Source organism: Pseudomonas sp. RA_105y_Pfl2_P56, from assembly GCF_963970845.1.
Classification (GTDB): Bacteria; Pseudomonadota; Gammaproteobacteria; order Pseudomonadales; family Pseudomonadaceae; genus Aquipseudomonas; species Aquipseudomonas baetica_A.
Genome location: NZ_CAXAPL010000013.1, coordinates 66472 through 81116 on the forward strand (window position 1 = coordinate 66472; position 14645 = coordinate 81116).

13 protein-coding genes are annotated in these 14645 nt (G+C 58.6%); 6 read left to right on the forward strand and 7 right to left on the reverse strand.

The window, feature by feature from the left end; all coding sequences use genetic code 11:
* Positions 1 to 2: 2 nt before the first annotated feature.
* The 3 genes from alg8 to yaaA form a co-directional block, all read right to left on the reverse strand.
* Positions 3 to 1484, reverse strand: coding sequence for a mannuronan synthase (gene alg8, locus AACY11_RS11420; RefSeq protein ID WP_339432071.1), 1482 nt, complete (start codon positions 1482 to 1484; stop codon positions 3 to 5).
* A gap of 85 nt (positions 1485 to 1569) precedes the next feature.
* The gene (locus tag AACY11_RS11425) at positions 1570 to 2886 is read right to left on the reverse strand and encodes a nucleotide sugar dehydrogenase (RefSeq protein ID WP_339432072.1); all 1317 of its coding nucleotides are present in this window, start codon (positions 2884 to 2886) and stop codon (positions 1570 to 1572) included.
* A gap of 811 nt (positions 2887 to 3697) precedes the next feature.
* Positions 3698 to 4477: a peroxide stress protein YaaA gene (yaaA, locus tag AACY11_RS11430; RefSeq protein WP_339432073.1), complete on the reverse strand. Its 780-nt coding sequence runs from the start codon at positions 4475 to 4477 to the stop codon at positions 3698 to 3700.
* Between the two features lie 198 nt (positions 4478 to 4675).
* Between yaaA and AACY11_RS11435 the strand changes: the two genes are divergently transcribed.
* The 6 genes from AACY11_RS11435 (at position 4676) to AACY11_RS11460 (ending at position 10002) form a co-directional block, all read left to right on the forward strand.
* Positions 4676 to 5800, forward strand: coding sequence for a polysaccharide deacetylase family protein (locus AACY11_RS11435; protein WP_339494796.1), 1125 nt, complete (start codon positions 4676 to 4678; stop codon positions 5798 to 5800).
* Positions 5801 to 6148: 348 nt separating this feature from the next.
* Positions 6149 to 7543, forward strand: coding sequence for a PhoH family protein (locus tag AACY11_RS11440; protein ID WP_339432075.1), 1395 nt, complete (start codon positions 6149 to 6151; stop codon positions 7541 to 7543).
* A gap of 235 nt (positions 7544 to 7778) precedes the next feature.
* Positions 7779 to 8252, forward strand: a complete 474-nt coding sequence (gene moaC, locus AACY11_RS11445; protein ID WP_221729944.1) for a cyclic pyranopterin monophosphate synthase MoaC — start codon at positions 7779 to 7781, stop codon at positions 8250 to 8252.
* Positions 8249 to 8491, forward strand: coding sequence for a MoaD/ThiS family protein (locus AACY11_RS11450; RefSeq protein ID WP_339494797.1), 243 nt, complete (start codon positions 8249 to 8251; stop codon positions 8489 to 8491). Before moaC ends, AACY11_RS11450 begins: the two co-directional genes overlap by 4 nt.
* 3 nt (positions 8492 to 8494) lie before the next feature.
* Positions 8495 to 8947 (forward strand): molybdopterin synthase catalytic subunit MoaE, encoded by a 453-nt coding sequence (gene moaE, locus AACY11_RS11455; RefSeq protein WP_339432077.1) that lies wholly within the window; start codon positions 8495 to 8497, stop codon positions 8945 to 8947.
* Between the two features lie 278 nt (positions 8948 to 9225).
* Positions 9226 to 10002: an ABC transporter substrate-binding protein gene (locus tag AACY11_RS11460; RefSeq protein WP_339494798.1), complete on the forward strand. Its 777-nt coding sequence runs from the start codon at positions 9226 to 9228 to the stop codon at positions 10000 to 10002.
* Positions 10003 to 10126: 124 nt separating this feature from the next.
* Here the strand turns inward: AACY11_RS11460 and AACY11_RS11465 are convergent, their stop codons facing one another.
* From AACY11_RS11465 to rhlB, 4 genes are all read right to left on the reverse strand, one after another.
* Positions 10127 to 10753: a helix-turn-helix transcriptional regulator gene (locus AACY11_RS11465; RefSeq protein ID WP_339432079.1), complete on the reverse strand. Its 627-nt coding sequence runs from the start codon at positions 10751 to 10753 to the stop codon at positions 10127 to 10129.
* A 77-nt stretch (positions 10754 to 10830) separates the two neighbouring features.
* Complete coding sequence (locus AACY11_RS11470) at positions 10831 to 11973, reverse strand: NAD(P)/FAD-dependent oxidoreductase (RefSeq protein WP_339465859.1); 1143 nt, start codon at positions 11971 to 11973, stop codon at positions 10831 to 10833.
* A gap of 87 nt (positions 11974 to 12060) precedes the next feature.
* Positions 12061 to 13005 carry an ornithine cyclodeaminase family protein gene (locus AACY11_RS11475; RefSeq protein WP_339465860.1) on the reverse strand — a complete coding sequence of 315 codons (945 nt, stop codon included), beginning with the start codon at positions 13003 to 13005 and terminating at the stop codon, positions 12061 to 12063.
* A 137-nt stretch (positions 13006 to 13142) separates the two neighbouring features.
* The gene (rhlB, locus tag AACY11_RS11480) at positions 13143 to 14621 is read right to left on the reverse strand and encodes an ATP-dependent RNA helicase RhlB (RefSeq protein WP_339465861.1); all 1479 of its coding nucleotides are present in this window, start codon (positions 14619 to 14621) and stop codon (positions 13143 to 13145) included.
* Positions 14622 to 14645: the final 24 nt, after the last annotated feature.

Below are 14645 nucleotides of genomic sequence, written 5' to 3' on the forward strand. Positions count from 1 at the left end.
GGTCAGACCATCATCAGCAGCACGGCGACGAAAATGCTGCCGGCGGAGAAGGTCATGGTCCGAGACGACCAGGTGTTGAACCAACGTTGAAAGCTGGCGAGATCACGGGTCAGGGACGTGGGCTGGCGAGTCCAGGACTGTTGGTCGAGGCGGAAGAACACGTAGATCTTCACCAGCGCACCGACGATCTGGTTGTAATAAAGAATCGCCGGGTAGGCCGGGCCGATGCGGTGACCGGAGCAGGACAACAGCAAGGTCAGAATCAGGCGGGTGATGCCGATCCACAGCAGGTAAACCAGAATGAATGCAGTGCCGTACTTGAAGCTGGCGATGATCGCCACGGTCAGGCCGAGCAAGGACGTCCACATCGATACGCGCTGATCAAACAGCACCACCGAGGTGAAGGCGCCGAGGCGTTTCACACCCAGACCCAACGCGCGGGAGTTCTGCCGCAGGTTGTTGCCGTACCAGCGGAACATGAGTTTGCGGCTGGCCTTGATGAAGCTCTTTTCCGGCGGATGTTCAACGGTGTTGATCGCCGCGTCAGGCACGTAAAAGGTGTCGTAACCCAGACGCATCAGGCTGAACCAGCTCGACTTGTCGTCGCCGGTCAAAAACTTGAAACGACCCAGGCGCCAGTGCTGCAGCGAGTCGCTCTCCACGTCGGCGATGAATTCCGGGTTGGTCACCACGGTGGCGCGGAACACCGACATGCGCCCGGTCATGGTCAGCACGCGCTTGGACAGGGCCATCGAGCACATGTTGATGTGACGCTGGGCGAAGCGCAGCTTGTGCCATTCGCTCATGATGTAGCCGCCGCGCACTTCGCAGAACTCGTTGGTGGTCAGGCCGCCGACGTTGCCGAACAACTGGAACCACGGCACGGTCTTGCGCACGGTGCCTTCGCCGAGCACGGTGTCGCCATCGATCACGGCGACCACGGCGCGGTCGTCCGGCAGGTGACGGGAGATCGCGCGGAAACCGTAGGCCAGGCCATCACGTTTGCCGGTGCCGGGAATGCGCACGAAGTCGAGCTTGACGCGTTCGGGCGGATTCATCCGCGCCCACAACGCTTTCACCAACAGCTCATCGGACATTTCGACGATCGAGCAGACCACAGTGGTCGGCAGTTCGCAGTCGATGGCTTCGCGGATCACCGAGCTGTAGACCTGCGCGGTGGTGAGCGCGTCGATACGGAAACTGGTGACCATCAGAAACACATGCGAGGGGTCCGCTGCTTTACCCAGCTTGCGCACTTTACGGCGCAGGTGCGGATAAACGATGTAGAGAAAAATCATGCCGCGCACAAAGTGCGTTGCACCCATCGAGTAGCGCCAGATACCCACGGCGCCAATCAGGAAAATGAAGTCCTTCGACTCGGAGTCGAATGTGGACGCGGGCAGCATCAAGGCCAGGCCCATCAGCAGACTCAAATAGAAAAGCCAGCCGGCGGATTGCAGAAAAAAATGTTTGAGCTTGGTCATCAACGTCATCCGAAGGTATTGGAGGCTTCGAGCTGCAAGCCTCGAGCTGTAAGCCGCAGCTCGAGGCTTTTCGCTTAGGGCTGCGTTACCAGCAAATGCCTTCGGTGCGCGTGCCGGCGTCGGTGGCTTTGGCCATGAAACCGACCAGATCGATGACCTGTTTGCCGTGCGGTGCTTGCTGGGCCAGCGAACGGAATTTCTCGTCGCGGTTGCCGAGGATGATCACGTCGGAGTTATCGATGACCGAGTCGAAGTCCGCGTTGAGCAGGGACGACACATGCGGAATCTTCGATTCGATGTAGTCCTTGTTCGCGCCGTGAACACGGGCGTACTCGACGTTGCTGTCGTAGATGCTCAGGTCGTAACCCTTGCCGATCAGCATTTCAGCCAGCTCAACCAGCGGGCTTTCGCGCAGGTCATCGGTGCCGGCCTTGAAGCTCAAACCGAGCAGGGCGACTTTGCGTTTGTCATGGCTTTCAACGATGTCGAAGGCGTTCTGCACTTGCGATTCGTTGCTGCGCATCAGCGAGTTGAGCAGCGGCGCTTCGACGTCCAGGGAGCCGGCGCGGTAGGTCAGGGCACGCACGTCTTTGGGCAGGCACGAGCCGCCGAACGCGAAGCCCGGACGCATGTAGTACTGGGACAGGTTGAGGGTCTTGTCCTGGCAGACCACCTCCATCACTTCACGGCCATCGACGCCGACGGCTTTGGCGATGTTGCCGATCTCGTTGGCGAAGGTCACTTTGGTCGCGTGCCAGACGTTGCAGGTGTACTTGATCATCTCGGCGACGGCGATGTCCTTGCGGATGATTGGCGCGTCGAGTTCTTCATACAGCGCTTGCAGAACGTCGCCCGAAGCCTTGTCGAACTCGCCGATGACGGTCATCGGTGGCAGGTCGTAGTCGGCGATGGCGGTGGATTCACGCAGGAATTCCGGGTTGACCGCGACGCCGAAATCAACGCCGGCCTTCTTGCCGGAGCAGTCTTCCAGGATCGGGATCACCACGTTGGCGACGGTGCCTGGTAGCACGGTGCTGCGAACGACGATGGTGTGGCGGGTGGTTTTTTCTCGCAGGACAAAACCGATCTCGCGGCACACCGCTTCGATGTAGTTCAGTTCCAGATCGCCGTTCTTCTTGCTCGGCGTGCCGACGCAAATCATCGACAGATCGGTGTCACGAATCGCCTCGGCGAAGTTGGTCGTGCCACGCAGACGACCGGTCTGGACACCCTGTGCCAGAAGTTCGCCCAGGCCCGGTTCAACAATCGGCGATTTGCCGGCGTTGATCATGTCGATCTTGTCTTTGGCAACATCGACGCCAACCACGTCATGGCCCCGTGCAGACAGGCAACCGGCACACACTGCGCCAACGTAACCCAAACCAAATATGCTGATGCGCATCGCAATTACCTCTGTATATATCAGGCCGTTAGAGGGCCGGAGTTAATGGTGTTCAGCGTTCATTAGTGCACTCGAAAGTGCGGCATACAGGCGCCACAATGCCGTGTGCAGGCATACTAAGTTTCGAGTGTCTAAATAAGTGCACTCAAGATGTGCGCAACCAGGCCTTGTTGTTATGACGTGCCCTGTTTTGCAGCCAATCTTCATGTTTGAAGATCTTGGTACAGTCGTTTTTACGCGCTTGATCTCAGGTTTAAGCCTTGTGTATCAAGCGGTTGGGTGCTCAGACGAGCACGTTTACAGGGGCGCGGCCATGGCCTTGCAGGGGATGTTAATGGTGCTTATCTCCTGTCCATCAAGTTGCTTTCAGACTAGTTAGTCATCTAGGCAAGTTGCTGTGACAACTTGGTTACATGGCTATCTGCCTGGCGTAAGTTATCTCGTACAAACTCGGCGAGAATCGTTACCGGTGGTATGAGCTATGCATTTGGACATAGTTCCAGCCCGCTCATCGCGAAATCTGAAATTTCTTGAAATATTGTCAAAGATGGCACTAATCTCAATTTGATAGCACTTTCGTTTTCGACCTTTATTAACAGGCGAATAATCACGTTAGATAGTTTTGTGCCACTACCGTGAAAAAATTCAGGTGCCACTACTGAAAAAAATGAAGAGTGTCGAGTGAAACTAATATTAGAAAAGAGGGTGTTGATTTTATGGCGCCATTAAAATGGCGATATCGAGGGAGGGATTTTTGACATCGTGCTCAATGCACGACTCTTTATAGAAAGCGTCGTGCATTGAGCATGCTTTATTCGGGGGCGTGGTCGCGCAAGAACACCAGCGTGTCCGGTTTCGATTGCTCGGTACTGTAGCGATAACCCTGCACATCGAATTGCTTGAGCAGGGCTGGGTCGTTGATTTTTTCCTGGATCACGAAACGGCTCATCAGGCCTCGGGCCTTTTTCGCGTAGAAGCTGATGATCTTGTACTGGCCGTTCTTCTGGTCCTTGAACTCGGTGTTGATGATCCGCGCGTTCAGGGCGCTGCGTTTGACCGCCGAGAAGTACTCGTTGGAGGCCAGGTTGAGCAGCACGTCGTCGCCCTGATCTGCGAGCGCCTGGTTCAGCCATTCGCTGATGCGCGTGCCCCAAAAGGCGTACAGATCCTTGCCACGGGCGTTGGCCAGTTTGGTGCCCATTTCCAGGCGATACGGTTGCATCAGGTCCAGTGGACGCAGCAGGCCATAAAGGCCGGAGAGCATGCGCAGGTGCTTTTGCGCGTAGTCGAACTGGGCTTCGCTGAAGGACTGCGCGTCGAGACCGGTGTACACGTCACCCTTGAACGCGAGCAGGGCTTGCTTGGCGTTTTCCGCGGTGAAGGCGGGCGTCCAGCTGCCGAAACGCGCGGCGTTGAGGCCGCCGATCTTGTCGGAAACGTGCATCAGTTCGCTGATCTGCGCCGGGCTCAGTTCGCGCAACTGCTGGATCAGCTCCTGGGAGTGGTCGAGGTATTGCGGCTGGGTAAAGCGCTGGGTCGCCGGCGGTGTTTCGTAGTCGAGGGTCTTGGCGGGGGAAATCACCATCAGCATGAAGTCGTCTCCTTTAATCGTGGGGGCGATTCTAGGGGGTTGGAGCGGATGACTCCAGCTATCAAGTCCATAGGTGATCGACGGCCTGCAGCGTAACCCCGGTGGGAGCGGGCTTGCTTGCGAAGGGGATGGGGGAGTGCGGGAAGTCGGGCGGGATCAGCTATAGTGCCGCGCGGGTTTTGTTATGGAGACACCTCTTTGCGCATTGTTCTTTTATTCACCGCGTGGCTATTGAGCTTCGGTGCCGTCGCGGCGCCGGGCGATGTGGCGACGCTGGATCGCAGCACTTGGCCTGAGCAACTGACCAGCCCGACCCTGTTCGATGTCGCTTCGCGTGCGGAAATCCTTATGTTCGCTCGCGGTTTGCTCGGCACCGAGTCCATGGGCGAAGCTGCACTGGCTCAGCGCCTGGGGCTGCGTACAGTCAATATCGACGCGATCAACAGCCTGCGCCAGCGTCTCTGGCAGCGCTTGCTGAGCAGCTATAACTACGCCCAGCAAAGCTGCGATCAGGATGCCTCGTTCTGCTTCCTCGTTGAGGACTTGCCGACGTTGCGCGAGCAGGCCGCCAAGTTTGTGGTCAGTGACGACAGTTTTTACACCCAGTGGGCAGAGCCGAGCCGGATCTTCCATTTGCAGTATCTGAACGAGTTGATGCGCAAGGCTGCGCTGTCACCGCAGACCAGCAATGAATTCGATCGTTTTGGCGACTACGAGCGTAATGGCGACGAGATGCACGACCGGCTGTTTCTGCTGACGTTCGACAGCGCTGCCAATGTGCAACCGGACAACACCGACTGGCTCACCGAGTACCTGCGCAAGGCAAACTTGAGCGGTACTTTCTTCATGCTCGGCAAGGATATCCAGGCGCGGCTGGCCGATCGTTCGGTGAGCAGCCTGCAAGCGGCGTTCTCTCAACAGTGCGTAGGCGTGCAGGGTTGGGAGTTCCGCTCCCATAGCTACTGGCAGGACTGGCAGGATTCGGTGCGCCGCAGCGCCGATCTGGTGAGGAACAAGTTGCCGGAAAACTACGTGCCGCTGTTCCGTCCACCGGAAGGTCAGCGCCGCAGCGACGCACAAGGGTTCTTCAATACCCAGGGCCTGCACGTGGCGCTGTGGGACATCGATGCCCAGGACGGTGCGGGCAAGCTCAAGGGCAATCCAAGCGCGCAGCGAGTGCTTACCCTGATGTTGTTGTGGCGGCACGGGGTGATCAATTTCAACATGAAACAGGATGCAGTGAAGACCTCGCTACCGTGGCTGATCACGCAAACCGCGCAAAGCGGCATTGGTTGGGAAGACTGCCAGGACGGGTTTCGCTGAAAAACGGAAAAAGCCCGGAAACATTGGGCTAGAGGTGGTTTTTTTCGAGGAATCGATGCAGGCGGACTTCCGACTCTAACGGTGTCGACAGAGTCCGCCAAGGGCTTTTCGTCACTTTGCAAAATAAACTTAAAAAAACCGTCAAAGTGCTTTTTTATGTCATGGGTTTTGGAGTATTACGAAGACAGACCGCCGAAACCTGCAACACAGGTGGCGTCTTCCAAGACCCATTTTGTGTGCAGTTCATCTGCTCCTCACCGAGAGCTTCGCAGATGAATTCGGTAGTCACTTCGAGGCGCAGCACCGCCCAGGTATTGCGTCGAATGGCTCCCACAAAGGTGACCGAGTATGGATGATCACGGACGTAGCCCTTCTTCCAACCAGCCAATCCTTTATGTACTCGATACCAACGTATTGATTCACGATCCAAACGCCCTGCTTAACTTTGAAGAACATCACGTCGCCATCCCGATGACCGTGCTGGAAGAGCTCGACAAGCTCAAGAGCGGGCATCACAGCGTGGCCGCCGAATGCCGTCAGGCCATCCGGCTGATCGACAAGACCCTGGGCGATGCGTCCCCTGAAGACGTTGAACTGGGTGTGCCGATCCAGCGCGGCAAGGGCGGGCCGAAGGGCTTGCTGTCAATTTTGATGAGCAAGCACGCCGAGCCGCATCTGATTCTGCCCGAGCACCTGAACGACAACAAAATCATCAACCAGTTGATCGACCTGCACGCGCGCGATCCGAAAAAACCTGTGGTGCTGGTCACCAAAGACATCAACATGCGCCTCAAGGCGCGCGCCTGCGGCATTGCCGCCGAAGACTACAGCACCGACCAACTGGTCGATGACGTCTCCCTGCTGCCCAACGGCTATCACAACATGACCGGCTCTTTCTGGGACCGCGTGAGCAAGGTCGACACCCGCCAGGACCACGGCCGCACCTGGCATCAGGTGCAACTGATCGACAACCTGCCGGCGGTCCACATCAACGAGTTCATCATTGACGAACAGGGCTTTGTCGGCTGGATCAAGGAGATCGAAGAAGACAAGCTGCTGATCCTCGACCTGCATCAGGAACCGCTGCTCCATCAAGAGGCTTGGGGGCTCAAGCCACGGGACATCTATCAGAGTCTGGCGCTGTACGCGCTGCTGGACCCGGACATCCATCTGGTCAACCTGTCCGGGGCTGCCGGTTCGGGTAAAACCATTCTGGCGCTGGCGGCTGCGATCGAGCAGACCATGGTCAGCAAGCGCTATCGCCGCATTATCGCGACCCGCAGCGTACAAGGGCTGGATCAGGAAATCGGCTTCCTGCCCGGCACCGAAGCGGAAAAAATGGAGCCTTGGCTGGGTGCCATCACCGACAACCTCGAAGCCTTGCACATGGATGACGAAAACACCCATGGCAGCGTCGACTACATCCTCAGCAAAGTGCCGCTGCAATTCAAATCGCTTAACTACATTCGCGGTCGCAGCTTCCAGCAAAGCCTGATCCTGATCGACGAATGCCAGAACCTCACGCCGCACCAGATGAAAACCATCATCACCCGGGCTGGCGCCGGCTCCAAAGTGGTGTGCCTGGGCAACCTGGCGCAGATCGACACCCCTTACCTGTCCGCGACCAGCTCCGGGCTGACGTACCTGACCGAACGCTTCAAAGACTTCCCCAACGGAGTGCACATCACCCTGCAAGGGGTGCCTCGCTCGATCCTGGCCGAATACGCCGAATCGCACCTGTAACCCCGCAAACAAAACCGGGCGGCCCAACAGCCGCCCGGTTTTTTATGGGTAAACACAAAACCAAATGTGGGGCTTGCTCGCGAAGGCAGTGTCTCAGGTCATATTACTGGTGACTGACACTGCGCTTTCGCGAGCAAGCCCGCTCCCTCAGTAGATTTGCGGTGTGGCTGTAATCAAACTCGCGGAAATTTGACTCGCAGGTTTACAATCCCCGCTCCTGATCAGGAGTAATCCCGTGCTGACTCATCTCGATTCCCAAGGTCGCGCCAACATGGTCGACGTCACTGAAAAAGCCGTGACGTTCCGTGAAGCGACGGCCCAAGCGCTGGTGCGCATGCTCCCCGAAACCCTGCAAATGATCGTCAGCGGCGGCCATCCCAAGGGTGATGTGTTCGCCGTGGCGCGTATTGCCGGCATTCAGGCAGCGAAGAAGACCAGCGATCTGATTCCCCTTTGCCACCCGCTGATGCTGACCGGCGTCAAAGTCGAGCTCAGCGCTGAGGGCGATGACGCCGTGCGTATCGTTGCCCGATGCAAGCTCTCGGGCCAGACCGGTGTGGAGATGGAAGCGCTGACCGCTGCCAGCGTCGCCGCCCTGACCATCTACGACATGTGTAAAGCCGTGGATCGCGGCATGACCATCGAAAGCGTGCGCTTGCTGGAGAAAGTCGGCGGCAAGAGCGGGCATTTCCAGGCGGAGCAGCCATGAACCTGACCGTAAAGTTTTTTGCCCGATACCGTGAAGCGCTGGGTATGGACTCACTGCAGGTCGAAGGTGATTTCGCCACGATCGATGACGTGCGTGCGTTGTTGGTCCAGCGTGACGGCGCCGACGTGCTGGGCGAGCAGAACCTCATGTGTGCGCGCAACGAAGACCTCTGCCAGCTCGACGAACCGGTGGCCGAGGGTGACGAAGTGGCGTTCTTTCCCACCGTGACCGGAGGCTGAACCATGGCGATTCGCGTGCAGGCCACGCCGTTCGATCCGGGCGCTGAAGTCAATGCGATGCACGCGGCCAATGTCGGGGTCGGGGCCGTGGTGAGTTTTGTCGGCTACGTGCGCGACTTCAATGATGGGCTGGATGTAGCGGGGATGTTCCTCGAACACTATCCGGGCATGACCGAAAAGGCCCTTGGCAAAATTGCCGTCGAAGCCGAACAGCGCTGGCCGTTGTTGAAGCTGGAGGTGCTGCACCGCATTGGTGCTCTGGAACCGGGTGAACCGATTGTGTTCGTCGGCGCCGCCAGCGCCCACCGTGAAGCCGCGTTCGATGCTTGCGCCTTTGTCATGGACTACCTCAAAACCCGTGCGCCGTTCTGGAAGAAAGAAAACACCAGCGACGGACCACGTTGGGTTGAGGGGCGTGACAGCGATCATGCCGCCGCAGATCGCTGGAAGGTTTAAAACCGGCGTCACCCTCAAGTCAGTCTTCGCGAGCAAGCCCGCTCCCACATTGGAATGCGTTCCTTTGTGGGAGCGGGCTTGCTCGCGAAAAGGCCCTCAGTCTCACCGTATAAACATCCTGAATCACCCGACCACCGGCCGCTACGATCTGCGCACACCCGATTGACGATGTATACATTAAAGTCCAGTATGGAATTATAAGTACAAAAAAGGCATTCCCCTGTTTCAATTCTTTCTTCTGTCTTGCCAAACCAACAACAACCCGCGAGAGAACGAATATGAAGAAGCTCCCCCTCATCACCGGTCTGGCGTTCAGCCTGCTGGCGTGCAGCAACGTATTCGCTGCCGAGAAAACCCTGCGCATCGGCATCGAAGCCGCTTACCCGCCCTTCGCCTCGAAAACCGACAAAGGTGAAATCGTTGGTTTCGACTACGACATCGGTAACGCCCTGTGTGCGCAGATGAAGGCCAAGTGCGTGTGGGTCGAAGGTGAGTTCGACGGTCTGATTCCTTCCCTGAAGGTGAAGAAAATCGACATGGCGCTGTCGTCCATGACCATTAACGAAGATCGCAAAAAATCGGTGGATTTCAGCCACAAGTACTACTTCACGTCATCGCGTCTGGTGATGAAGGAAGGCGCCACGGTCGATGACCAGTACGCCAGCCTCAAGGGCAAAAACGTCGGCGTGCAGCGCGCAACCACCACCGACCGTTACGCGACCGAGGTGTTTGAACCCAAGGGCATCAACGTCAAGCGCTACAGCAACAACGAAGAAACCTACATGGACCTGGCGGCCGGGCGCCTCGATGCGATTTTTGCTGACACCATTCCACTGAATGACTTTCTGTCGATGCCGCGTGGCAAGGGGTATGCGTTTGTCGGGCCTGAGTTGAAGGATCCGAAGTACGTCGGCGAAGGCGCGGGGATTGCGGTGCGCAAGGGCAATAAGGAATTGGTCAGCGAGTTGAACAGCGCGATCGACGGGATTCGCGCCAGTGGCGAATATCAGAAGATTTCCGAGAAGTATTTCAAGTCCGATATCTACGGCGACTGATCATCCGCCTTCGGGAGCAAGCCGCCTCCCACAGTGATGGCGTCGTACATGAAACCTGTGTACGGCTCGGTCACTGTGGGGGCAAGCTTGCTCGCGAAAAGGCCGCTACGGTCTCTGCAAATCTTTAGCCCTTCAATTCCTTCAAATGCTTGTACACCGTCGCCCGCCCCATGTTCAGCACATTGGCCACGTAGTTCGAGGCGCTCTTGCCCTTGAACGCGCCTTCGGCGTGCAGTGCCAGCACCAGTTCTCGCTTGTGATCGCGGGTCAGCAGATTCAGGCTCAGTTGCCGTTCGCGCAGCCAGGCGTGCAGGAAGGTGTTGATGCGCTCCTGCCAGTCATCGCGAAACAATGAGTCTGGTTGCGGGATCAGTTTGCTCGGCGACAGAAACAGGTCCAGCGCGGCCTTGGCGTTCTCGAACAACGAAATATTCAGATTGATGCACAGCACCGCCTGCGGATGGCCTTCGCTGTCACGCAGCACGGTACTCAGGCTGCGAATTTTTTGACCGTCCCAATTCAACTTTTCGTACGGGCCAATATTGCGCTCGCTGACCTCCTCGCTGAGCATGTCCTCCAGTGATGAATCGTCGCCGATTTCCCGTTTCGACAGGTTGTTGGCGATGTAGTCGACTTTCTGCGTGCGCAGGTCGTGCAGCACCACTTCGGCGTGCGGGAAGAACAGGGTGGCGATGGCGTCGGCGATGGCGCGGAAGTTATCCAGTGCCGGATCGAGTTCGTTGGCGGTCATGACAGTGGAGCTCCAGGCAGCGTCAGCGCCCCCGTAAACAGGAGGCGCTGCGAGTTTGCCGGAATCGGTGGAGCGCGTCATCCGGGGTGTTGCTCAGACAGCCGGGCAGGGGAGAGCATGGCGCTGCTCAGACCGAACTGGTGCAGATGCTCAGGCAGTGGCTGACCGCGCACCAGCGCCGCACTGGCCTGACCCATCGCCGGTGAAGTCTGAATGCCGTAACCGCCTTGCGCCGCGACCCAGAACAGCCCTGGTACTTGCTGATCGAAGCCACTGATCAGGTCGCCGTCGGCGACGAAGCTGCGCAGTCCGGCCCAGGTGCGGGTCGGTCGGCGGATGGTCAGGGTGGTCGCTTCTTCGATCTGGTAGATGCCCATGGCAATGTCCAGTTCTTCCGGCTGTACATCGTGGGGTTCGACCGGGTCGGCATTGGCTGGCGAGCCGAGAAACATCCCGGCGTCGGGTTTCATGTAGAAGGATTCGTCGAGGCTGACCAGCATGGGCCAGTGATGAATGTCGACGCCTTCGGGACCGGCAAAGATGAACGCGGCGCGGCGCTTCGGTTGCAGGCCCAGCGGTTTTGCCCCGGCCAGTTCGCCGATCTTGTCGGCCCAGGCACCGGCGGCGTTGATGATCACTGGCGCGCTGAACGTCTGATCCTGGGTTTGCACTTGCCAGAGGCCATCGGCATCGCGGTTCAGACTGAGCACTTCGCAATCGGTGTGCACTTCGCCATTGTTCCGGCGGATACCGCGCAGATAGCCCTGATGCAATGCGTCAGTATCAATGTCGCTGGCGCTCGGATCGTAGATCGCGCCGTGGACTTTTTCTCGGCGCAGGATCGGCAGCCGTGCACACGCTTCGTCGGCGCTGAGCAGTTGCATCTGCGGCACTGTCGCTTTTGCGCTCAGGTACTGGTTGCTCAGTTCGGCGGCGTCACCGGTGAAATCCACGGTCATTTCGCCGCGTGGCGTGAGCAATGGGTGCTCGCAGAAACCGGCGGGCGGGTGGTCGAAGAATGCGCGGCTGGCTTGCGTCAGAGCGCGTACTTGCGGCGTGCCGTAAGCGGCGGTGAACAGCGCCGCGGAGCGTCCGGTGGAGTGATAGGCCGGGTGCGATTCACGTTCCAGCACAATCACTTTGGCATGCGGCGATAGCCAGAAACCGGTGGAGGCGCCGGCAATCCCGCCGCCGATGATGATGAAATCTGCCTGGCTCATGAATGTCTCCAGTAAGGCGCAATATCGGGAAGTTCGACGATTTCCCTGTGGGCGCGAGCAAGCCCGCTCCCACGGAGAGGCGAGGTGTCAGTGCTGCAGGTGGTAAACCGCATTGGCCACGGCGATATCTTCCAGACCCAGGCCGATTGAACGGAAAAATACGTGACGTTCGTAACCGGGGCGCTGCACTTTTCCACTCAGCAGATCTGCCAGATCGCCGATGATCGAATCCTTGTCCCAGCCATGCTGTTCAGCGGCAATCAACATCTCACCCGCCGAGTCTGGCGTGGTCAGTCGATAGTCGCAGAACACCTGCATGTCGTTGAGGCTCTGCGGCGGTATTTCATGGGCGCGCGGGGCGTTGGTGCTGATCGAGGTGATCAGCGCCGGTTTGCTCAAGGTTGCCGGGTCGATCACGGGGCCTGCGGACGAGGTGCACAGCATGATCACGTCCGCATCGGCGATGGCGGCTTCACGGTTGTCGGCGATCTTCAGGCTTGGGGCAAGGGCTTTCAACACGGCCTGTGTTTCAGGATCTTCACGCAGGCTCGGCGAGTAAAGGCTGATACTCTGCCAGTCGCGCAACGATTTGACGTCATGCAGATGCGCCTGGGCGACCTTACCGCTGCCGATAATCGCCAGACGCCGCGCATCCAGCGGGGCGAGCGCATCGACGGCGACAGCGGTGGTCGCGGCCGTGCGTGCGGTGGTCAGTTGACCGGCATCGCAAAGCAGCAACGGTTGACCGGTTTTCATCGACATCAGCAGCGTCCACGCCGTGACCAGCGGCCCTTGCTCGTGGACGATGTACGGCGACGTCTTCACGCCGTACACACCGTCCTCGGCCAGCACGCCCAGATAGTTGATGAAGTCTCCGGCGCCCTGCGCGAATTCCACCCGTTGCTGGGCCGGTTGCACCGCATGGCCAGCAGCGAGATCGCGGAACAGCTTGCGCAGAATCTGCGGTACATCGATGCGGGCCAGCAGTTCCTGAGCCTGGGCTTGGTCGATCACGTAAGGCGTACTGGACATATCTGGCTCCGGAGACAAGAGTTAAACTAATTTGTCCATTATGGACTTTTAGTTCTGCCTAGCAAGCGCCTGTTGAAAAAAATCAGGCGAAAAAAAAGCGCAGTCCGTTACCGGCTGCGCTTCTTTTATGGCGTCGCTTACTGTGGACGCTTGCGCTCAACGGCGCGCAACAGATGCGTTGGCGGCGTTTCACAACTGATCTTGCGGCCCAGTTTTTCTTCGATGGACGGCAATTGATAGGAGTCGTCCTCGCCGGCGAAGCTGATCGACACACCATCGGCGCCAGCACGACCGGTACGGCCGATGCGGTGCACGTAGTCGTCCGGCACTTCCGGCAGGGTGAAGTTGATCACATGGCTGATACCGTCGATGTGGATGCCGCGACCGGCAACATCGGTGGCCACCAGCACGCGAATCTTGCCTTCGCGAAAGCCTTCCAGCGTCTTGATGCGTTTGTGCTGCGGCACGTCGCCGGACAGTTGCGCGGCGTTGATGCCATCACGCACCAGGCGTTCTTCGATGCGGCGTACTTCGTCCTTGCGGTTGGCGAACACGATCACGCGTTCCCAGCCGTTATCGTTGACCAGGTTGAAGAGCAGTTTGTACTTGTCGGCGCCGGCCACGGCATAAATGTGCTGTTCGACGTTTTCGTTGGCGACGTTCTGCGACTCGATCTCGACGATGGACGGGTCGGTGGTCCACTGCTTGGCCAGGTTCATCACGTCTTCGGTGAAGGTCGCGGAGAACAGCAGCGTCTGGCGTTCGCTTTTCGGTGGCGTCTGGCGAATGATCTGGCGTACTTGCGGGATGAAGCCCATGTCGAGCATGCGGTCGGCTTCGTCCAGCACCATCACTTCGACCATGTCCAGGTGCACGTCGCCGCGCTGGTTGAAGTCAAGCAGACGGCCCGGTGTGGCGACGAGAATGTCGCAATGGCGCGCTTCGAGGTGTTTGAGTTGCTTGTCGAAATCCATGCCGCCCACAAACGTCATCACGTTCAGACCGGTGTATTTGGTCAGGTCGGCGGCGTCCTTGGCGATCTGCACCACCAGCTCGCGGGTCGGCGCGATGATCAGCGCGCGGGGTTCGCCCATGTAGCGCTCTTTCGGCGGCGGCGTCTGCAACAGCTGAGTGATGATCGAGATCAAAAACGCGGCCGTCTTGCCGGTGCCGGTCTGGGCGCGACCGATGGCGTCTTTGCCGGCGAGGGTGAAGCCCAGCACTTGCGCCTGAATCGGCGTGCAATACGGGAAGCCCAGGTCCTGGATGGCGTGCATCAGTTCCGGGGACAGCTTGAAATCGTGGAAGCGGGTTTTGCCTTCCTGAGGCTCGACGACGAAGTCTTCGAGTTTCCAAGGGATGACCGGTGCCTTGGGCTTGGGCTCGCGACGCGCTCTGGCCGGTTTTGGCGCTTCGCTCATTGCCGGCGTTGCGACAACGGGTACGGTCGGGGCAGGTTTTGGCACTTGCTTGGGTGGCGCTACAAAAGCCTGGCGGTCGACCGCAGGCACATCGGTGCGATGACCGGGGGCGCTCGAGGGCGCACTGGGAACTGGCGCGAGCTGCTCAGCCTCGCTTTTACCGAACATTTTCTTGAGTGCTTTGAGCACGGTCATCTCATCAATTGGTTAAGGAATGTA

What these genes read in the sequence shown, in the direction of transcription:
- alg8 (WP_339432071.1), bottom strand. Translation starts at nt 1,484, where the DNA reads ATGACCAAGCTCAAACATTTTTTTCTGCAATCCGCCGGCTGGCTTTTC.
- AACY11_RS11425 (WP_339432072.1), bottom strand. Translation starts at nt 2,886, where the DNA reads ATGCGCATCAGCATATTTGGTTTGGGTTACGTTGGCGCAGTGTGTGCC.
- yaaA (WP_339432073.1), bottom strand. Translation starts at nt 4,477, where the DNA reads ATGCTGATGGTGATTTCCCCCGCCAAGACCCTCGACTACGAAACACCG.
- AACY11_RS11440 (WP_339432075.1), top strand. Translation starts at nt 6,149, where the DNA reads ATGGATGATCACGGACGTAGCCCTTCTTCCAACCAGCCAATCCTTTAT.
- AACY11_RS11450 (WP_339494797.1), top strand. Translation starts at nt 8,249, where the DNA reads ATGAACCTGACCGTAAAGTTTTTTGCCCGATACCGTGAAGCGCTGGGT.
- moaE (WP_339432077.1), top strand. Translation starts at nt 8,495, where the DNA reads ATGGCGATTCGCGTGCAGGCCACGCCGTTCGATCCGGGCGCTGAAGTC.
- AACY11_RS11460 (WP_339494798.1), top strand. Translation starts at nt 9,226, where the DNA reads ATGAAGAAGCTCCCCCTCATCACCGGTCTGGCGTTCAGCCTGCTGGCG.
- AACY11_RS11465 (WP_339432079.1), bottom strand. Translation starts at nt 10,753, where the DNA reads ATGACCGCCAACGAACTCGATCCGGCACTGGATAACTTCCGCGCCATC.
- AACY11_RS11470 (WP_339465859.1), bottom strand. Translation starts at nt 11,973, where the DNA reads ATGAGCCAGGCAGATTTCATCATCATCGGCGGCGGGATTGCCGGCGCC.
- AACY11_RS11475 (WP_339465860.1), bottom strand. Translation starts at nt 13,005, where the DNA reads ATGTCCAGTACGCCTTACGTGATCGACCAAGCCCAGGCTCAGGAACTG.
- rhlB (WP_339465861.1), bottom strand. Translation starts at nt 14,621, where the DNA reads ATGACCGTGCTCAAAGCACTCAAGAAAATGTTCGGTAAAAGCGAGGCT.